The organism is Streptosporangium sp. CA-135522 (assembly GCF_050949235.1).
In the GTDB taxonomy this organism is placed as follows: Bacteria; Actinomycetota; Actinomycetes; order Streptosporangiales; family Streptosporangiaceae; genus Streptosporangium.
The window spans coordinates 7674335-7694080 of the sequence record NZ_CP192026.1 but is presented as its reverse complement, the minus strand read 5'-3'; the positions used below and the strand labels follow the sequence as shown (position 1 = coordinate 7694080).

Annotated in this window: 18 protein-coding genes; 4 read left to right on the top strand and 14 right to left on the bottom strand. The window is 66.0% G+C overall.

The features are described from left to right. Positions 1 to 497 precede the first annotated feature (497 nt). Complete coding sequence (locus ACQPYK_RS36375) at positions 498 to 1103, top strand: hypothetical protein (RefSeq protein WP_433241523.1); 606 nt, start codon at positions 498 to 500, stop codon at positions 1101 to 1103. A gap of 476 nt (positions 1104 to 1579) precedes the next feature. Here ACQPYK_RS36375 and ACQPYK_RS36370 read toward each other — a convergent pair whose 3' ends face one another. The 7 genes from ACQPYK_RS36370 to ACQPYK_RS36340 form a co-directional block, all read right to left on the bottom strand. Next, complete coding sequence (locus tag ACQPYK_RS36370; protein ID WP_433241520.1) at positions 1580 to 1804, bottom strand: hypothetical protein; 225 nt, start codon at positions 1802 to 1804, stop codon at positions 1580 to 1582. Between the two features lie 312 nt (positions 1805 to 2116). Next, the gene (locus tag ACQPYK_RS36365) at positions 2117 to 3079 is read right to left on the bottom strand and encodes an aminoglycoside phosphotransferase family protein (protein WP_433241517.1); all 963 of its coding nucleotides are present in this window, start codon (positions 3077 to 3079) and stop codon (positions 2117 to 2119) included. A gap of 71 nt (positions 3080 to 3150) precedes the next feature. After that, a complete protein-coding gene (locus ACQPYK_RS36360) occupies positions 3151 to 4032 on the bottom strand; it encodes a glycosyltransferase family 2 protein (protein WP_433241514.1) in 882 nt (293 codons plus the stop codon). A 198-nt stretch (positions 4033 to 4230) separates the two neighbouring features. Next, the gene (locus ACQPYK_RS36355) at positions 4231 to 5553 is read right to left on the bottom strand and encodes a UDP-glucose dehydrogenase family protein (RefSeq protein ID WP_433241511.1); all 1323 of its coding nucleotides are present in this window, start codon (positions 5551 to 5553) and stop codon (positions 4231 to 4233) included. 116 nt (positions 5554 to 5669) lie between these two features. After that, entirely contained in the window at positions 5670 to 6455 is a 786-nt protein-coding gene (locus ACQPYK_RS36350; protein WP_433241508.1) for a hypothetical protein, read from the bottom strand. 114 nt (positions 6456 to 6569) lie between these two features. Next, complete coding sequence (locus ACQPYK_RS36345) at positions 6570 to 6914, bottom strand: hypothetical protein (RefSeq protein ID WP_433241505.1); 345 nt, start codon at positions 6912 to 6914, stop codon at positions 6570 to 6572. Between the two features lie 60 nt (positions 6915 to 6974). Then, positions 6975 to 8264 carry an aminotransferase class III-fold pyridoxal phosphate-dependent enzyme gene (locus ACQPYK_RS36340; protein WP_433241502.1) on the bottom strand — a complete coding sequence of 430 codons (1290 nt, stop codon included), beginning with the start codon at positions 8262 to 8264 and terminating at the stop codon, positions 6975 to 6977. 249 nt (positions 8265 to 8513) lie between these two features. Between ACQPYK_RS36340 and ACQPYK_RS36335 the strand changes: the two genes are divergently transcribed. Both ACQPYK_RS36335 and ACQPYK_RS36330 read left to right on the top strand, forming a co-directional pair. Then, positions 8514 to 8684, top strand: coding sequence for a hypothetical protein (locus ACQPYK_RS36335; RefSeq protein WP_433241499.1), 171 nt, complete (start codon positions 8514 to 8516; stop codon positions 8682 to 8684). Beyond that, positions 8666 to 9907, top strand: coding sequence for a hypothetical protein (locus ACQPYK_RS36330; RefSeq protein WP_433241497.1), 1242 nt, complete (start codon positions 8666 to 8668; stop codon positions 9905 to 9907). Before ACQPYK_RS36335 ends, ACQPYK_RS36330 begins: the two co-directional genes overlap by 19 nt. A gap of 95 nt (positions 9908 to 10002) precedes the next feature. Here the strand turns inward: ACQPYK_RS36330 and ACQPYK_RS36325 are convergent, their stop codons facing one another. The 7 genes from ACQPYK_RS36325 to ACQPYK_RS36295 form a co-directional block, all read right to left on the bottom strand. After that, complete coding sequence (locus ACQPYK_RS36325) at positions 10003 to 10875, bottom strand: phosphotransferase (protein WP_433241494.1); 873 nt, start codon at positions 10873 to 10875, stop codon at positions 10003 to 10005. After that, positions 10850 to 11314 (bottom strand): glycine-rich domain-containing protein, encoded by a 465-nt coding sequence (locus ACQPYK_RS36320; RefSeq protein WP_433241491.1) that lies wholly within the window; start codon positions 11312 to 11314, stop codon positions 10850 to 10852. The genes ACQPYK_RS36325 and ACQPYK_RS36320 overlap by 26 nt, the downstream gene beginning before the upstream one ends. A gap of 133 nt (positions 11315 to 11447) precedes the next feature. Continuing rightward, complete coding sequence (locus tag ACQPYK_RS36315; RefSeq protein WP_433241488.1) at positions 11448 to 12296, bottom strand: helix-turn-helix domain-containing protein; 849 nt, start codon at positions 12294 to 12296, stop codon at positions 11448 to 11450. 187 nt (positions 12297 to 12483) lie between these two features. Further along, complete coding sequence (locus ACQPYK_RS36310) at positions 12484 to 12996, bottom strand: NUDIX hydrolase (protein WP_433241485.1); 513 nt, start codon at positions 12994 to 12996, stop codon at positions 12484 to 12486. Positions 12997 to 13325: 329 nt separating this feature from the next. After that, on the bottom strand, positions 13326 to 13517 hold the full coding sequence (locus tag ACQPYK_RS36305) for a hypothetical protein (RefSeq protein ID WP_433241482.1): 192 nt from the start codon (positions 13515 to 13517) through the stop codon (positions 13326 to 13328). A 75-nt stretch (positions 13518 to 13592) separates the two neighbouring features. Continuing rightward, the gene (locus tag ACQPYK_RS36300) at positions 13593 to 13841 is read right to left on the bottom strand and encodes a DNA-directed RNA polymerase subunit alpha C-terminal domain-containing protein (RefSeq protein ID WP_433241479.1); all 249 of its coding nucleotides are present in this window, start codon (positions 13839 to 13841) and stop codon (positions 13593 to 13595) included. 351 nt (positions 13842 to 14192) lie between these two features. Further along, positions 14193 to 14576 carry a DUF6221 family protein gene (locus tag ACQPYK_RS36295; RefSeq protein WP_433241476.1) on the bottom strand — a complete coding sequence of 128 codons (384 nt, stop codon included), beginning with the start codon at positions 14574 to 14576 and terminating at the stop codon, positions 14193 to 14195. 525 nt (positions 14577 to 15101) lie between these two features. On the opposite strand from ACQPYK_RS36295, the gene ACQPYK_RS36290 reads away from it, so the two are divergent. Continuing rightward, positions 15102 to 19724, top strand: coding sequence for an Ig-like domain-containing protein (locus ACQPYK_RS36290; protein WP_433241473.1), 4623 nt, complete (start codon positions 15102 to 15104; stop codon positions 19722 to 19724). The last annotated feature ends 22 nt before the right edge of the window (positions 19725 to 19746 follow it).

Sequence of the window (19746 nt, the reverse complement as noted above, 5' to 3'; positions counted from 1 at the left end):
GACTCCCGCCCCTCCTGGTCACGGAGCTGTTGGGCGAGGTCGGGGATGTCATCGGCATCGATCGTCTGGCAGAGGCCACGGCCTAGCTCTTCGTCCGTGAGATGCCGGCCATTCCGGGTAGCCCACAAACGGCCGGCGGAACTCCGCCATATGCACCAGCCGGGAAAGGCTGCCTGGAGATCTTCCAGAATCGCGGGGGTTGACATGGGGTAAGCGTCATTCGATTCGCGTGACGAAGGCACCACGTTCGGCAGACGTCCAGGACGTTTCAAAGTTAGAGTCGAAAACGTCCCTGACGTCCTCACCCTTCGAGGTGAATCGTGGCCAATGTCCCCTTACGTCGCGCAATGCTGGACGCGAAAGTAAACGATCAGCGCCTCGCGGACCATTGCGGGGTGGACGTCAAGACCGTGGCACGCTGGTTGCAGGATGAGGCGCGAATCCCGCATCTCCGGCATCAGTGGGCCGCCGCTGAGGTTCTAGGAGTTGATTCGGCAGTGCTGTGGCCAGAGGCGATCCGTAACACCGTGAAGACCGGCCCGGACCGGGAGGTCCTGACTGTCTACCCCTATCGATCGGCGTGCCCCAAGTCGATCTGGCGCAGCCTGATCAACTCGGCCCGCAACGAGATCGTGTTCGCGGGCTACACCAACTACTTCCTGTGGCTGGAACACCCCAATCTCGCCAAGGTCCTCAAGCGCAAGGCCGAGCAGGGCTGCAAGATCCGCTTCCTGATCGGTGATCCGGACAGCGAGGTCACCCGGCACCGGGAGGAGGTGGAGAACGTCCCGCTGACCGTCTCCACCCGCATCCGGATCACCCTGTCGGAGATCGAACAGGTTCGCGGGGTGCCCGGCATCGAGGCGAGGTTCGGCGACGAGCACATCGCCATGAGCGTCTTCCGCTTCGACTCCGAGATGCTGGTGACGCCACACCTGGCCAAGCTGGTCGGGCACGACTCGCCGATGTTGCATCTCCGTCGCTACCAGGACGACGGACTCTTCGACCGGTTCGGTTACCACGCCTCCGAGCTGTGGAGCAACGGCCGGAACGTCTGGGCCGAGGAGCCGAAAGAGCGCACCGAGAGCGCCAGTTCTGGGTGACCAACTGAGTGACAATCGCCCCGGACGACGCCGGACAACGGCGGACTGTCCTGGACCGTACGCCTAGGTCAGAGCCCATGTAGGCCCTGGCCGGGGACACGCTCTGATTGCCTTACAAGCGAGATGTCACTGGTTCGAACCCAGTAGTGCCCACCCAGGTCAGGCCTGCTTTTTAGGCCTAGCACGAAGATCGCTAACTTCCGATTGGGGGCGTTTTGGGAGCGGAGCCGCTTGGGGCTCCGATCTGAAGGCCTCCAGCAGCTCATCCAGAAGCGGCCGAGCGCCCTTCGGGGACTTGGCGGCGCAGGTTCGAATCCGGCCGAGAGCACTACCTGCTCCGCATACTCTGTGCGTGGGCCCCTGGGCGTGTGGACAACTCCCGGGCCCCACCTCATGCAGCAAAACGCCCGCCCTCCTTCGGGAGGGCGGGCGTTTTCGTGCTGTCTGTATAAGAGGGTGAGCCGACGAGGTACGCGCTACTTGCTGGCCTCTACGAGGTTGACGATGGCCACCGCAGCGCGGAAGTACTTGTTACGGCCAAGGTCGCCGATGGTTTTGATGTTGAACGCTTTGGCCAGTGATTCAGCGTCGGCGTCGCTGACTCCGGCCAGGGCGTTGACTGGGGCCTTGGGAAGCGCGTCTAGGTCGTACTTCTCATAGGCCTTGTCGAGCAGCTTGTCGAGATTGGCGGTAACAGTCATGGCGCACCTCCGTGTGAGCGTTTAGATGATGGGACTTGGCCCCACGGGGATGTTTTCAGCCTCGTCGGGATCCGCCCTGGATCGACCTTCGTGGCTGTCGAGAGCTTGATGGTGATTTGCCGATTCTGGGATCAGACGCTGCTTGGTGCCCGCCTCTGCCGCGGTTGCTCGTGGCACCCGCCTTCGGTGGTACAGCGGCGGGTACGGCCAGCGCGCTGGCCTGACTCCGAAAGGACAAGCGGCCCAGCCACGTGCGAAACCGAGATGCCCTGCTCACCCTCATGGGCGGGGCCGTTTCTGCGTTGGGTGGGATCACCAGCCAGTGCGGTACATCGTCCATGTGATGGCGGCTGCGGCTGCCCTGCGTTGGTAGCTGCGCAGGTGAGGGACACCAGGCGGGGCAGACTGTCGACTCATGCGAGTCCAGTATCCGGCGAACGCCGCCGCGTAGCTGGTGATCACATCTGGTTCGGCGAGGTCCCAGACCGACAGCCCTATGAGGGCTTTCTCTGCCGTTTGTGGGCTGTGTCCAGCCATGATCATGTGGGGGATGAGGTCGGCGATGTCTTGCCAAGCGGCGCCTTGGCAGGGTTGCGCCCAGTCCACGACGGCCGCAGTGGCGTCGCTCGTGATGAGCAGGTTGTCGGGCCGAATGTCTCCGTGGACCAGCGTGGTTCCATCGGCGTGTCTGACCCAGAGGGTTTCCAGGTCGGTAAGAGCCTGAAGGTGGCGTTGCTCCCAGCCGCCCAGATCATGGGGCGGCGATGTGGCCAGGTCGCCCCAGCCATGCAGCAGACGGGCCCGGCTGATGGAGGCAAGCGGAAGATGGGGCAGCGGGTTGGGTGTCAGCAACGCGGCCATATCGGACAGTGCTGAGGCAACGGTAAAGATATCTGGTGAGCCGGGTGTTAGGTCAGGGTGCCGACCGTCGATGTCGTCGAAGATCAGAATGACCCATCCGGCTGCGGTTCCGTGCCACCGTAGGCGCGGGCTTGGCGTATTACCGGGAAGGTGGCCGGCGGTTTCAGCCTCGGTCCGGTACTTGGCGGCCAAGACATGGTCGTTCGGGATGGCTTTGATGAATACCCGGCCGTTGGTGAGGATGAGCCGGGCAGCGACTCCTGGTGTGAAGCCGCCGCTTTGGACGTCGGCCCTGATGATGGCCGAGCCAAGGTGGACGGTGACGAAGTCGCGTAGCTCGTGGGGGAGTTGCTCCCAGGAGGGGCGTACCGCGGTGGAGCCGAGTGGACGGTTGCTGAACTGGTCGAATGACATGGGAAGTCCTGCACGTTTCGGGATGGTCGGCGAATGTCACCAGCGCCGAGCGGGTGAGGCGGTGCCTCGTTTCAAACGATCGGGGGCCGCCCGGCGCGGGTCAGCCGCAGTACGGTGACCCAGGACATCGGCCGGCGCTGCCCGTGCCCACCTTTGAGGCCTTCCCACAGGCCACGGGCCCAGACGGCGAGGTTCGCACGGGAACGGATCCGGACGATGCTGAGCAGCGTCCAGATCGCCAGGTAGACGGGAATCAGCGGGGCGGGTAGGCGGCGGTAGGCGAGCCAGACGCGGTTGCGGGCGACGAGGCGGTAGTAGGTGGCGTGCCGGGCCGGGTCGGTGGCGGGGTGGTGGATGACGACGTCGGGTGCGTACCAGCCGGTGCGGCCCAGATCCCACAGCCGCCAGCTCAGGTCGATGCCCTCGTGGAAGAGGAAGAAATCGCCGGGCCAGCCGCCTGCCCGCTCGTAGTCGGCGCGGCGCACGAGGACGACGCCTTCGGCCATGACGGTGATGGTGCCGGGCCGGGTAGCGTCGCCGGCGCGCAGCCGCGGGACCCAGCGGCGCATGGTGACGCCGGTGTCGGGGTCGGCGATGCGTGGCTGGATGTAGGCGGCTTCAGGGTGGCGGCGGGCTTCGGCGGCGAGCCGGGCGAGAATGTCGCGGGCGGGGAGGACCGCGTCGTTGTCGAAGAAGAACACGAACTCGCCGCCTGGCTTGGCCAGGGCGTCAGCGCCAACGTTGCGCCCCTGAGGGATGCCTTCGTTGACGGGCAGGGTGACGGCGCGCACGCCGGCGGGTACGTGGTCGGGCTCTATCCCGTTGCCCACGATGACCACGCGCAGCTCGACGTTCTCCTGGGCGAGGAGAGATGCCATTGCCTGCGGGAACTCGGCGGGTCGATCGTTCATGGTGAGGACCACCACGTCGATGGTGGTCGTCGGGCTGGTCATCACGTCTCCCGGACAGGGTGAACCGCGCTCGGCGCGTAGGAGCGGTGCCACCTGCTGGGGGACGAGCAAGGTGGGCTTGTCAGGTGTGGTTCGCCTCGTCGTAATCGGCTCACCCTAGCGCCGCATCAGCCGGACGTCGCCCAGAACGCGCCGGTCCAGGATGCCCCTCCGGGTGCCCCACCACGTGGGGGCCCGGTTCTACTTCCCGGGTCGTCCGAGCTGGTGGACGGTCCAGCCCGTCGCGCGCCAGGGCTCGGGGTCGAGGGTGGTGCGGCAGTCGATGAGCAAGGGGTTGGCGGGGCGGTCCACCAGGGCTTGGGGGTTGGCCTGCTGGTACTCGGGCCATTCGGTGGCCAGGACGACGAGATCAGCGCTGTTGAGGGAGGCAGGCAGGTCGTCGGTGTAGTCGAGTTCGGGATTGCGAATCATGGCCGTGGCCACGGCCTGCGGGTCGTGCACAGTGACGATGCCGCCGGCCCGCTGGAGGGCATGGGCGAGGGCGAGGGCCGGGGATTCACGCACGTCGTTAGTGCCGGGCTTGAACGCCGCACCCCACACGGTGACCCGGGCTCCCCTGACCGGCCGGTCACCCAGGGCACTGGTGATGAGGCCCATGGCCACGTCGATACGGGTCTCGTTGATTTGCTCGGCGGCGAGCAGGAGGCTGGCGGCCCGGTCGGCGCCGAGCTGCCGGGCGGACGCAGTGAAGGCGCGGAGGTCCTTGGGAAGGCAGCCGCCGCCGTAGCCGATGCCGGGCCTCATGCCGCCGGCGCCGATCCGAGGGTCGATGCCCAGGATCTCCACGATCTTGGAGATATCGCCGCCCGCGGCCTCGCACATGTCGGCGACGGCGTTGATATACGAGATCTTCAGGCCGAGGTAGCTGTTCGCCGCGCCCTTGGCGAGCTCAGCGGTCTGCGGGTCGGTGATGAAGATCGGCACGCCGGTGTCCAGGATGCCGGCGTAGACCGCGCGGATCGCCTTCTCGCCCTCGGCGCTGGTGACGCCGGCGATGAGCCTGTCCGGGCGCAGGGTGTCCTCGACCGCGTGGCCCTCGCGCAGGAACTCCGGGTTCCACACGACCTCGACCGCGCTGCCGGCGGGGGCCAGGCGCTGCGCGAGGGCGGTGACCTGGACGGTGGTCCCGACGGTGACGGTGGACTTCCCGACGATCGTGCATGGTCGGTGGAGGTGGGGTGCGAGCTGGCGGATCACGCCGAAGACCTGTCCGTTGTCGTAGGAGCGGCCGTCGGCGTCGATAGGGGTTCCGACGCCGACGAAGTGCAGTTCGGCGACGGCGGCGGCTTCGCGGATGTCGGTGGTGAACCGCAGCTGGCCGCTCGCGGTGTGGCGTGCCAGCAACTCGGGCAGGCCGTCCTCGAAGATCGGACACTCGCCGGCGTTGAGTCGATCGACCTTGGCCCGGTCGACGTCCACACCGATGACTTGGTGGCCGAGGTGGGCCATCGCCGCCGCGTGGGGGATGCCGAGGTGACCGCAGCCGATCACGGAAACAAGCATTGCGAGTCCTTGTCTGTTGGAGTCCGCGGGGCTCACTGTCTGTCGGAGTCTGCGGGACGCACTCCAGGAGCGCCCCGCAGTGACGCTATCGCGTAGAGATCGCGAGCCGGGGGACTTCAGAGCACTGGGAGGACCTTGGTTTCCAGCAGCTCACAAAGCCGCGACAGCACGGGAATCGCCTCCTGTCGGATCACGATGTCGCCTTCCCGCGCCCCCTCGATCGGGTACTCCTTGAAGACGCCGTTCTCCTCCAGACCCTCCGGGTCCACGTAGAAGATCTTCATGCTCTTCTCGCGGGCCCGCGCCTGGACCGCGCGTCGATCGGCGTGCAGCCCGATTACCAGAAGCGCCTTCGCTTCCGGCAGCAGCGGCACGGGCGGGATCTTCTGGTCGTAGCGGCGGACGAACACCTCCGGCAGGCCGGCCCGCGCGCTGAGGACGTCGAAGTTGTGCGTGATGACCGGCCCCACCATGTGCCCGGCATCGTGCAGCGCCTTGAGCATGTGGTGCGCGGGCGTCGGCTCGGCAAGGAAACACGCCTTGAACATCCGTACGAGGTCGGCGGCCTTGCCTGTCGCGTCGAGCAGCATCTCCCGCACGAGCGTGTCGTTCTCCGGGCTCATGGTGAAGGGGTGCGACTGGGTCAGAGTGTTGTCCTTACGTGCGGTCACTCGGTAGACCTCGTGGAGGTAGTGGAGAGGCGGGATGCCCGCCTCGATGGAGGTACCGCAGCCGAGCTCCACCTGGGACGGCAGGTAGTTCACCAGCTCCGACAGATCGTTGGCGATCGTGGGCTCGCCGCGCTGTTCCTTGATCCGGATACCGCCGGCCAGCACGTCCCAGGGCAGGTTCCGCACCGTGCGCGGCGGATCGAAGCCGTCCGAGGTGATGCAGACGTCCACCGAGTGGAACCCGTCAGGGGTGTCGCGGCCAGCGCGCTCGTCCTGCGGGTGCTCGTCGTACTTGGTGATGGTGACTCGCAGGTCTCCCTTGCGGTAGCTGTCCGTTTTCGCGCGTCACCGGCCCTCCGCGAGCCAGGAGTCGAGGCCGGTGAGGTAGGAGCCGATCTCGGCGACCGGTGCGGTGAAGGAGTGGTACAGGTACAGGTCGGTCAGCACCAGACGCGGGACGGGGTAGGTGTAGTCGAGGCCGTACTGGTAGCGGTAGTGGACGATGCGGCGGCGGCCGCTGTTGTCCTTGTTCCATCCGGACTGGGTGGCATTGGCCGGGTCCTGCGTCCGGCGCCAGATTCCCTCCTCGATGCTTCGGGGCCGTTCGTGGCCGTCGCCGGCGAAGTGCTGTTCCCAGGTGAGCACCTGCTCGGGGGTCAGCTGCTCGATCACGGGGTAGGGCAGAAACACGGTTGCCTCCTGGGTTCGTTCATCGGGTGTCGGCCGGTTGGGTGGCCCGGCCTGACCGTTTCAGTGCAGGGCGGTGGCCGCGTCGCGTAGCGCGGCGGCCAGGAACTCCAGGTCCTCGTCCGTCGAGATCAGCGGCGGGGCGACGACCAGGCCCTCGCTCTTCGGGTGGCCGGCGCCGGTGAACGGGTAGAAGAACGCGCCGCGCTTCTCGGCCTCCGCCATCAGCGGCCAGAGCAGGCCGGGGGCGAGCTCCACCCCGTACAGGTGCCCGAGGCCCCGCACCTCCCGCACACCGGGCAGGTCGGTCAGCGCCCGCAGCGCCGCACCGAGCCGTTCGCCGCGGGCCCGGAACGCGTCGAAGTCCATCAACTCCAGCTCGTCCAGGACACCGAGGCAGGCCGCCGCCTGGAGGGGGTGCGCGGCCATGGTGCCCATCGCGGGCAGGGGGTCCGCGTCCTCGTGGCGGATCAGCGGTGCGAGCTCGGGGGCGACCAGCACCGCGGCCATGCCGGTGTAGCCGGCGCCCAGGCCCTTGGACAGGATGACCAGGTCCGGTTCGGCACCCGCCCAGTGGTTGCTGGCCAGCGGCGTGCCGGTGCGCCACAGCCCGGTCAGGACCTCGTCGTGGATGACCAGGACGTCCCGCTCTCGGCAGATCTCCGCGACGCGCTTGAGGTAGCCGTCGGGCGGCACATAGGCGCCGCCGGTGGTCCCGTTGACCGGCTCCAGCAGGACGGCGGCGACGTTCTCCGCTCCCCTACTGTCAATCGCCTTGGCCACCTCGTCGGCGCACGACGCGTCGCACGGCGCCTGGCCGTGGCTGTGGGTGGGCGGGTAGGGCGCCGGGAACGCTGGGCCGAGGTCGAGCGCGTCCTCCGGGCGGGGCCGGCGAGCGTGGTTGCCGGCCAGCGCGAGGGTGAGCGCGCTCATCCCGTGGTAGCTCAGATCGGAGGTGGGGATGTCGCAGCGGCGCTTGCCGCCGCGCACTCGGGCGATGTTGCGGGCGAGGCCGACGGCGACTTCGACGCCGAGCGTCCCGCAGGTGACCAGCGCGATGGAGTCGTCCGGCCGGCCGACGGCCTCGCACAGGCGCCCCACCAGCTCCATCTGGATGTGAGGCTGGACGACGGCGGCGCCCCCGAAGGAGTACTTCGGGAACTGCTGCTCGATGCGGGCGAGGACCTTGGGGCTGCTCTGCCCGACGTTCGCGCAGAGCAGGCCGCTCGATCCGTCGAAGATCCGGGTGCCGTCCGCGCGGTGGAGCCAGGGCCCGCTCGCGGCCACGACCTCGAAGTCCGGCATCGGCCTGGTGGAGGTCAGCAGCCGCTCGCGGCGGGGGGTCAGGTCCATGGGCAAGTCCCTTCTGAGTGTGCTCACTTGGCTTTCCTCGCGCGGCCGTGGTGCCGGGCTGCTCGGCGGGGATCGTGGTGTCGAAGAGCCGGGCGCTCTGCTGGGCGGGCACTGCCAACGGTGGGGCCGAGAAGGCCGCCGGAGAAGACGCGCGGGGTTGCTCTCGGTTGCCTCCGGGCCGTGCCGTCTTCCCAGCGGCCCGGTCGGCGCGGAGACTGGAGACCCTTTCCTGGGGGAGGTAGAGCGCCCGTGATCACAGCCACCGCCGTCGAGTGCCACCCGCTCACCACGCTGATGGCCCGGCACAACCTGACCGCGGCTCGCTACCTCAAGCGGGTGGCTGACCGTCACCTGGCCCTCGGGTTCGGCGCGATGGCCTACCGCAAGGAAAAAGCCTGCCGGTGGACGCAAAAGGCGTAACCCCGGAGAGGACCGCGCTGCTGGCGATCGCCAGCCTGCACGGCATCGACCTCGCAGACGTTGACCGGTACGGCTGGCCGGACTTCCTGCTGCTGGCCCTCGATGACGACCGGACCGTACTGGAGTCACCGTGGACGGTGGCGGGTACGGTGAACTCACTGACGGATATGGGAGGTCCCGTGGACCGTCGCGGCTTTCTGATCGCTACCACCAGCACGCTGGCCGCGGCCGTCGCGCAATGGCGCACCGCCGAACCAGCCCTGGCGGTCACCGACCGCAGGCGCCGAGTCGGCGCCGAGGCCACCGCCCTGTTCGATGTACGCCTCGACGCCCTGCGCCACCTCGATGACACCGTCGGCGCCGGCCACGTCTACGACGCCGCCGTCTTGGAATTGCGGCTGATCACCGACCTCCTGAAAAACGCCTCCTACACCGAAGCAACCGGACGGCGTCTGTTCGCAGCCGCAACAGAGGCATCCCGCCTGGCGGGCTGGTGCGCATACGATCACGGTCGCCGAGCCGCCGCCGAACGCCACTTCATCACCTCCCTGCGCGCCTCCGCCTGCGCGAAAGACCCCGCCCTGGGAGCGGTCACCCTCGCCTTCTGGGCCAATCTGCGCTACAACGCAGACGACCTCAACGGCGCCCTCCACCTTGTCGAAGGTGCCCTCGCCGACCGCCGTAAGATCTCATCGCCCCGCGTGATGGCCATGCTCCACGCCCGCGCAGCCCGCGCCCAGTCCAAAGCGGGCGAGCCCACCGCCGCCTGGCACCAGGTCGACGCCGCTTTCGACGCCTACAGCCGAGCCGACAACCCGCAGGCGGACCTGCCGTCGATGTACTGGATCAACCACGGTGAACTCCATCAAGTGGCCGCCAGCTCCGCCCTCAGCCTCGGCGAGCATCGACGGGCTCTGGAAAACTTCGACGCTGCCCTCACCCACGCCGACCCATACGACACCGCACGCGAAACCCGGGGCGCCGTCATCTACCAGGCCCGCAAAGCTGAAGCTCATCTAGCCATCGGCGACATCGACGCTGCCCTCGACATCGGCCACCAGGTCATCACCACCATGGGCGGCATCGACTCCGCCCGCACCACCAGCACCCTCGAAGAACTCCGCGGACAGCTCGCCGGCCACCAGCACATCCCCACCGTCCGCGACTTCCTCGACTACGCCGGGAAGGGCTCGCCTGGCCAGATCGAGCGTGTCGAGCTGTAGCCGCCTTTTGCGGATCCCGGCTCCCTCGCCGGAACCGAGGCTGGCCAGCAGAGAAGCCCCCGCCCAGCATGGGCGGGGACTCCTTCGTTCTGGGCTCAGCTGGTGCGGTACTCCACCCATGCTCGGCATGCCGCGGCGGTTCGCTCCCGCTGTGCCCGTAGATGCGGTGGGCCGATCTGCCCCATGCGGACGGCGAACAGCGCTCGGGCAGCTGCCAGTGCGGTGGTGGCGTCGGCAGGAGCCGAGCCCCACGCGGGTACCCGGGCGGCGACCTGCTCAGCCTCGGCGGGCGTGTGGCCGGCGTCGATCAGCCGAGGGATGAGCAGCGCGACGTCCAGCCAGGCCGCACCCGAGCAGGCCATCGACCAGTCGACGATCCGCGCGCGCCCGCTGTCGACGAGCAGGTTGTCCTTGTGCAGGTCGGCATGGAGCAGCATCCCCCCGACGAACTCGTCCAGGTTCAGGCTCTTGATGAGAGGCTCGTAATGGCTGAGCTCAGCGGGAGAGTCGGTCAGGAGCTCCTCGGCCACGCGCAGGAGCCCGCGGATCTTTCCGGCCACAGGTGGGGCGGGCCACGGGCACGGGACGGAGATGGCGGTCACCGCGTCTAACACGGCGGGCAGGTCCGGCGATCCGGGGGCCAGGTCCGCAGGGCGGCCGGGCGCGTGCTCGAACAGAAGCACATGCCAGTCGGCGACATCGGCCGTCCACCGCAGGCGGGGGGCGGGGAGGCTCGCCGGCAGCGCCTGGTTAGCGGCGCGCTCCCGCAGCAGATGGTTGGCGACAGGCGCAGCGGCGGGAGCCGCCTTCACGAAGAAGACGGCCCCCTCAGCGGTGCTGATACGTGCGGCGATTCCACAGGTCAGGCCAGCCGCCGCTGACCAGACGTCGGTGACGGCGCCGACCTGCTCCTGGATCGCCGCGCGTGCCTGCTCAGGCAGGTCAGCCCAGCTTCTTCGGGCTGTCATAGCAGCCCGCGTGGCACTGGTTGCACTTGCTGGTGCACTCGGCCCCCTTCGGCCAGAGGTTCTTGTTGACCGGGTACCCGGCCGCCTCGATCGCCGCGATGGTGACGGCGAGTGCTGCTCCGCCTTCGGTGCCCTCGACGTCGTCGGGGGTGTGGTGGATGAATCGGCCGGCGACATCCTCGCAGAAGCGAGCGTAGTCCTCGGTGTACATCAGGAAGGTGTGCCAGCCGATGTCGACGAGGTCGGACGGGCCGAGGCTGGCGCCGGGGTTGACTGCACAGGTGCCGAGGAAGGCGAGCGCCTCGGTCATGATCTGCTCGGCCTGGTGGGCGTGCTCGGGGTGGTCGATGCGGATCCGCCCGACGAGCCGATTGAACAGCTCCGGCGCGATGAGGGTGCGGGGGCTGGTGAGGGTCGGGCGTTCTGCGGTGACAGTCATCTCGTCTCCAGAGTTGATGGTGCCGTTGATGAGACCCGATCTGCGCCCCTGCCTGGGATCCGTCCCGGGGTGAATCGCGGGGGCACGCCAACGACGCTAGGTATCCGAGTGACCCCGCATCAATGATGTTGCGCTATGTTGCTTGAAACTCACTCGCAGCGATCTGTAGGAGGTCGCGGGCTGCTTGCCCGTACACCGCGACGGTGTGCAGCGCCTCGAACGCTTTCTCATACACCTGCACGTCCGAGGGCGCCTTGTGCTGGACCTGGCCCGGCACCGTGTCCACCCGCACCCGGTCGGCGTCGTAGATCCAGAAACTCTCCGGCGGCATCATGGCCGGCCGTGCCGACGCCGGGATGATCCCGAACGACACGTTCGCGACACCGGTGGTCAGCTCGACGAGCCGGTCGAGCTGAGCAGCCATGTCCTCCGGTTCGACAAGCGGGGTGCGCAGCGCCTGCTCGCCGACGATGAACGCGAACCGCTTATCGCCGTTCCTCAGGATGTCCTGCTGCTTGAGGCGAGCCTCCACCGCGGCGTCGAGGTCGTCGGGGATGCCCCGCCAGTCGATGATGGTCCCCAGGTGGCCGCGAGCGTACGCCTCGGTCTGGATCAGGCCCGGGATGGCGGAGTGCTGCCACACCCGGAACCGGCGCGTCTTGTCATATAGCGGTAGGAACGAGCGCTGCACGTGGCCGAGGCCGGTCTCCTCCAGGCGCCGCCATTCGGTGTACATGGCCTCGACGTTCTTCGCTGCCGCGATCAAGTCAATCACCTGTTCCTCTGCTCCGCATGCTGCGCACCAGGCGCGGATGTCGTCCTGGCTGGGGAGCTGCTTCGCGTTCTCGATCTTCGAGATCTTGGTGTGGTCGATTTCGGTCTTCACGGCGAGAGCCCGGCCGGTGAGGTTCGCATCCAGGCGGAGCGCTTTGAGCCGTGCGGCGAGGATGCCTTTCGCTTCATCGATGCGGGAGGTACCCACTGTCACCTCATCATCGCTGCTGGGGGATTGGTTCACCTGGGACGGTACGCGGCGTGTTGCGCAGTGTCGCTAGATGTTGCGAATGGTTGCGATGATGTGGCATGCGGGACAGGTGATCGAAGGCCCCGGCTCCCCTTGCCGGAGCCGGGACCGGGTAGCTGGAGGGCATGGTCCCCGGGGGCGGACGTCAGCGGGCGGTCTCGGAGGCTTGAGCGAGGTGCTGGACGTGCCGACGGATTCTGTCGCGGTCTTCAGGGAAGGCGCCTTGCCAGTTGTGTTCCAGCGGGATCCAGGCGGCTGGCTGTCCGCTCTCCCCAGATAGGGGGAGCCCGCGGTCGACGATCGCCGCATACGACAGTCCCAGCGTTGGCGACCAGTCCGAGCGGTAGGCGCGGACGGAGACGGCCGCTGGCGTCGGCAGCAGCTCCGCTGAAATGCCTGTCTCCTCCAGCAGCTCGCGGAGCGCCGCTTGGCGTGGCGTCTCGCCCGGTTCGACCTTGCCGCCGGGTGGGACCCAGCCGCGCCACCGGTGCCTGATCAGCAAGACATGGCTGAAGGTGTGGTCGGTGACCCAGACGTCCGCAGCGAGAGGCTCCATCGGCCTCGTGCGGGCATCCTCCAACCAGGCAAGCGCGTCGTCGAACTCCATCGCAGCGATGCGGGCATCGGCTACCGCCGCGTCCAGGGTCACGGGGATCACTCGCGACACCTTATGTGGACCTCATGGGAGCTGGTGGGACGAGAGATGCCGTTTCGAGGTTAGTCCGGCGCTCGGTCCCGCCTCCTCTCGCCGGAGGCGGGACCGGACTGTCAGCCGTCGGTGAGCCGTTCGGCCTCGTGGTGGAGTACCTCGGCCAGGACGAGCTCTACCCAGAGACCGTCCGCGAGGGCGTCGAGTGATGCCATGATCCCTCCTCACAGAGGGGACGTGTCACCCCTATGCCCGGATTACGGGCGCGCCGGAACCGATCCGGACAGTAGACAGTCCCTGCCCGTGCTGAGTGGGGCTTCTCGTCGCGAAGGGGGCAGCTACTCCTCGATCCGCGCGCCGAGGGAAGCGGGCGGAACCAGGTGAGCGCATGCATCTGCATGTGAGATGAGAACGAACTTTCCATCCCATCGGTCCACGAGGTGCTCAACGAGGCAAGAGCGTCCTTCCTGATCAGGGACGCGGGTCCAGCAGGGGATTTCCTCGCCGATGGTGTTGTCGATGAGCTTCACGGTCGCCTCCTCGGCGAGCACGCTCACGCGGCCGGGTAATCACGCGCTGGCGGTCAGCAGGATGCCCTCGTTACTTCAGCGCGGTACGGCAGGGGACTGCTGCAGGGACAGGCCGATAGCGGCAAGCCTTCGTTTGACTTCCTCGACATACATGGGACCGTTGCGCTCGATCGCCAGCAGACCCTGCTCACTGTGAGCGACCAGCTCGCCATACGTGTTTATGCCCGCACGCTTAAGAGGGGCGTACGCCCGCACCGTGAGGCCAAGTTCCTCAAGGGGCAGCCTGGCGTATTTGTCGTTCAGCGGGGAGCTTGTGGAGGGCATCATGTCTCTTCTTTGTGCTCGTGGCTACTCCGCGCTGGAGAAGCGTAGGTAACGCATTATGCGGCTACTGTTCGCCGAACGCGGGCGCCTGCATGATGGCCGCGACCTCTTCGTCGGAGGCTCCGGCGATCTGAGCTCGCCATGTCCGGCGGGAATCGTCCGTGAGACGAGTCAGGGCTGCTGTGAGGCCATCGTCATCCATGCCGCCATACTCGCGCCGCGGGATGATCGTCCGCAGGGGCGGTAGCGCCTCGGAGGAAAGGCGAGGCCCGTTGGCCGCACGCCAGGGCCTCACAGGGTTGGACGTCGGCCGGGTGCGGGAGGTTCACACCGAAACCGAATCGGACTCGGCTACGGCTTCCACTCCGGCTGGTAGTCGGAGTGGTCGGCGTACGGCAGGGCGAACAGGCGGAGGTCTTGGCCGGCGCCTGGCTCGATTGGCGAGGCGAGCATGTCCTGCGCCAGCTCCAGCATCCGCCACTTGGCCTCGATGTCGCGGAGCACGCGGGCCGGGTCGTGGCGGGCGATGTGCGGGCCGACCTCGCTCCACACCTCGGCGACGGTCTCCTCGCCGAGGGAGAAGATCGACGTAGCCTCGCTGTCGTCTGGGTCGCCTTTCACTAGACCGAAGGCCGGGTTCCACCACCAGGACTTGCCGTACACCGCGGAGGCGAGGCGGGCGTCAGCCTCCTCCTCGCCCCAGCGGGCGCGCAGGAACGCGATCAGACCGTCCATGAGGTGAGCGTACGATCCACGGGCACCCCGCGACGGGCGGATACGGAGACGTCCCCATTCGAGGGTGGGTTGCCCGCATGTATGGCTGCTGCCTGGCTCTCATAGCCAACCGGCCGGCATTACCTCTCTTCACTGGTCCGGAAGCGAGCGAGATCATCTACGTTGCCTGGTTTCGGAGCTGATCGAACACCGGATTGCTGGTGCACGCTGCAGCAACTTTCTCCCCGCTGAGGTCACACTGAGCAAGCCCTCGCATACATAGAAATGATCTTTGCTTTTACTTCGACCTTATGTAAAGATCACCCGGTTTGCTACAAACGTTCGAGAAAGGTCGGAGTGAACACACATAGACCGAGGCCCGGCGTGTTAGCCCGCAGCTACCGCCGCACCTCCCTGATAGCCGCTCTGGGGCTATCTACCTCCCTGATGGCAGCCCCCGCCATCGCAGAACCGACTCCCACCCCCTCACCTCCCGCACCTGCCTCTTCCAAGGCGACGTCGACGGCTTCCCCCAACCCGGTGGACGTGGCACAGCAGGAGGCGAAAAAGCAAAACAAGCGGATCGAGATCGATTCCTACCGGGCTGAGAACTCGACCACCTACGCCAACCCCGACGGCAAAACGCTCTACACCGAGCTGCACTCCACGCCCATCCGGGTCCAGAAAAACGGGGCGTGGCAACCGATCGACACCACCCTGGTCGAGCACGACGGGGTCATCACGCCCAAGGCCATTAAGGGAGAGCTGACTCTGTCGGCCGGTGGAGACACCGCGCTGGTGGAGGTCGCAAGCGACAAGGGCAAAGCCACCGTCTCCGCCACCGCCAAGCTGCCCAAGCCGCAACTGGCCGGCAACGTCGCCACCTACCCGTCGGCCTATGGCGAGGGCATCGACCTGGTCGTCACCGCAACGCCCACCGGTTTCCAGCAAGAGGTTGTCTTCCGTCAGCGACCCACAACCAAGCTGAAAATCCGCATCCCCGTTGACCTGCCCAAGGGCATGAGCTACGGCAAGGACTCTTCCGGACGGCCCACCCTTCTCACCGCCAAAAAGGAAAAAGAGACCACCGCTGTCACGGCCGCGCCAATGACCGACGCGCTCGCCGCGAAGGACCCCGACGCCGGCCGCACCGCCACCGCCACCACTGTCGTCGAGCAAAAGGCCGTGGGCCAGGCGCTGGTGATCACCCCGGACGCCGGTTTCCTCGCCGACCCCTCGGTCACCTTTCCCGTCACGGTGGCCGCCGCTTCCGATACCTGGACCGGTACCGGCGTCGACGGTGACACCTACATCAACAGCGGCACCCAGGGCGATGGCAGATTCAACAGCACCAAACCCGACCTGATCGCCGGTAAGTCCAACAGCGGCAGCGTGACCTGGCGCGCCTTCATCCGCTTCAACATCGCCAACACTCCACTGATGGGCGGCACGGTCGAAAACGCCGACCTGCGGCTATGGAACCACGACTCCAACACCTGCGACTCAGAGATCAACTCCGGCATCCTCGCCCAGCCGATCATCACCGACTGGAATATCAACACGCTGACCTGGAGCAGCCAGCCGCAGACGACTGCCAGCGCTCAGGTCGGCAACAAGGGTGCCTACGACGCAAGCTGCCCCAATCGGGGTGAGGGCGAGCTGTACTACTCCATCGAGCAGATGGTTCAGGGCTGGATGGACGGCCAGCACGACTACGGTGTCCGGCTTCGCTCCGTCAGCGAAAGCGACCTCACCAACTGGCGCTGGTACCGCTCCTTCGAATACGGCGGCTATGACGGCTGGCCGGGCAGCCCTCGCGGACCTGTTCTCTTCGTGAACTATCAACCAGCGGCGGAAACGTACGTAAGCATGTGGATGGGCTCCAGTAAACCGCTGCAGTCCATGCCGAGCTACGAAGAGGCGGTGGCCAAGCAGATCACCGGGTACCAGGGCATTCCCGATCTGCCTGGCCGGACCATTGAGCAGACTAATACTGACAGCGGAACCGACGACCCGTACGAAGTCGACAGGGACGCGCTCCAGCCGCTGCCCGGAGAAGACCCGACCCAAGTGTCGGAGGCGCCTTGGCCTACGACATCGCCGATCCCGACGCCGCAACCCGATTCGACACCACCAGCAGTTAAATCGACCATACCGGAAGGAAACGCCACGGACATTCCGGTGGACGCCCGGATGATCGCTGAGTTCACCGAGGCGGTGACCGGAGCGCGGATGTCGCTTACTGACCCTGCGGGCGTCGCCATTCCCGGCGACCAGGCGCTGGATCCCACGAATGGCGTCATTGCTTTCTCCCCGCATCAGAATCTGCTGGGCGGCGCCGTTTACACGGCCACAATCCAGGGAGCAAAGGATCTTCAGGGCAACAGCATGTCCACGCCGTATACCTGGAGCTTCACCACGGCGGCGCCCGATACCACGCCACCAACGATCAAGGAGACGACTCCCGCGCGCGACGCCACTGGTGTCGCGACCAACACACCAATCAAAGTGGTGTTCAGCGAACCTGTAGCAGATGCCCGGGTGAACATCAAGGATGCCTCCGATGCTTCCCTTTCCGGAAGCTTCACTATGGACGCCGGAAACACCATCTTGACGTTCACTCCAGAGAGCCGTCTGGCGTCGACATCGCGGTTCGTCGTCGACGTTACCGGCGCCAAGGACGTCACGGGCAATGTGATGGAGGCCTATTCCTGGGCGTTCACTACTGGGGCCCCGCCGACCGAGCAGACGATCTCATTACCGGCGCAGACAGACACTTGGATTCATGATGAGGGAATGAGGGGTCCCAGCGAGCCCACGCTGTGGAGCGGCTTGTACGAGGGAATCATCGAACGGACATACCTGAAGTTCGACACCTCAGCCCTTGCGGGCAAAACCGTCACCGACGCCAAACTGGAGTTATGGAACTCCGAGGCCCACGGCTGCGGTGACAGCGACTCGGGCCTCAAGGCCCAGCGCGTCACCGCAGCCTGGGATGCCAGCGCACTGACCTGGAACAACCAGCCCCCGGCCACCACCAGCGGCGAAGCGGTCGCCAAGGACCCCGGTGGCTGCGCCGGCACGCCGCCGAGCAACGTCACCTGGACCTGGCCGGTCACCGGCATCGTGCAGGACTGGGCCTCGGATCAGAGCAATCACGGCTTCCTGCTGCGCAGCGTCAACGAGTCTTATTCAGGTCCCCAGTACGACCGTGGTTTCCACTCCTCCGAAAACGCGGGCGCGAACCCTCATCCGCCGGTGTTGAAGGTCACCTACACCGACAACCCCACACCCACCCCCACTCCGACGCCAACCCCCACACCGGGGCCGGACACGACGGCGCCAACCGTAACCGAGGTGAGCCCGGCCAACGAAGCTGCAAACGTACCGGCCACCGCCCAGGTGAAGATCACTTTCAGTGAACCGGTAACCGATGCCCGGATCACCTTGACGGACGTGGCGTTGGAGGAAGAGGTCACTGGCAGCGCGGCGATGTCCTCCGGCAACACGGTGCTGACCTTCACCCCGAGTGCCCCTCTGGACAAGGCCTACTACGGAGCGGAGGTCAGGGGCGCCAAGGACGCCGCGGGCAACACCATGGCCGCTCCCTACACGTGGTCGTTCACCGCCACCGATCCAACCCCGACGCCCACCCCGACACCGACGCCTGCGTGTACGTATCCGACGTGGAGCGCCAGCAAGTTCTATTCTTCGGGCAACCGGGTCACCTGGCAGGGACACTCCTGGGAGGCCACCAGCTTCTCGTCGGGGACGGCACCCGGCTCCAACGGAGACTGGCGAGATCTGGGTGCCTGCAGCGGCACACCCACCAGCGTCTCCTCCCAGAAACAGAGTGGACCGCAACCCTCGACGACGCAGAAGACAACGGTTCGGGCAGGAACTAAAACTCAGAGCGCCGCTCCGTTGACAGCGGAGGCGTCCTTCCCCTATGGCTACCCGGACCTGCAAACGGGGCATCCCACGGCGGAGTGGTGTGAGCGGGAGCAGCTCAGTAAGGTATCGAATCGTCCCAATGGCGCCATCGGCTATGTGCGCCCGTACTTCTACTGCTACAGCCAGTGGCTGGTTCTTCCGATCTTCAAAGAAAAGACCGATAGGAGTGGGAAGAAAACACGTATAGGAGTGGGGGCATTCCAGATATCCGCCACGGCTGTCATTCATACCTATGCTGGCGACGGTGCAGGCGTGCACGCCATTCCAGATCATTCTGCCAGTGGTACGGACGGGACCAGGCCGAGAGACATGAAGGCGTGGATAAAGGTAAGTCAGCCATTCTGGTTCGATTCCAACGGGAACGCTTGGGACAATCCTCCACAAACATCCATCAAGGCATTCATAAAGGCGGCTCCCGCGCCAGGGTATACTGCGGATGAGTGTCGTGAGGTGAACCCAAAGTCAGAGGAACTCCGGAAAAGAAGCGTCTCATCGTGGTTGTCAGACCCGCACGAAGAGTTTGTATTCAACTCGACTACGGTCAGCACTGATAGCCCTGACAAGACCGCAACGTGCACCCTCCGGCCCTGGATCGAGGTGAGCACGGCTCTGGCGGCGCTCCCGATTGATACGGTGCCGCTATTCCAGCCAGAAATCCTGCCAGATATCTTCTGCGACACGTCGCCGGCGATTGTCCGATATAAGGGTGGCTGCCGTATGAAGAGAGCACGCATGATCTACCAGATGAAACGAACCGATCCTGCGACCGGCGAGGTCGCTAAGCATATATGGCAGGCGTTCTATCAGCCGTGGACTACAAGGCCAGTGGCTGAGAACAAGGTCGTTCCGGGAAACGCGGCCTTCCTTCCCCCGCGACTACAAGAACCGACCGATCCGCGCGCTATGCCATTGCGCCGGGCCATGCGCTATGACAAGAAGAACCTCCCCGAAGGGTGGATGGACGTACCAAGCAGGAACGAAAACAGGAAGGACACTATCTGCATAAAAGAGTGGACGGCGGCAGAGAGGAACGGCAATCAATGCGACGAGTATCCGTTTGCAACCTCCTATGAAGGTGCCGCGTACGCCGGAGATAACATCTCCGTTAAGCCTGTCCCTCAGCTCCACAACAGGGATGCTGGAATCGATCTAAACTACTTCTTTGAGCGATTCAGAATTCTCGACAGAGACAATTACTGGGTTCTCATTAAATAGCATTTCACTCTAACGCGAGACG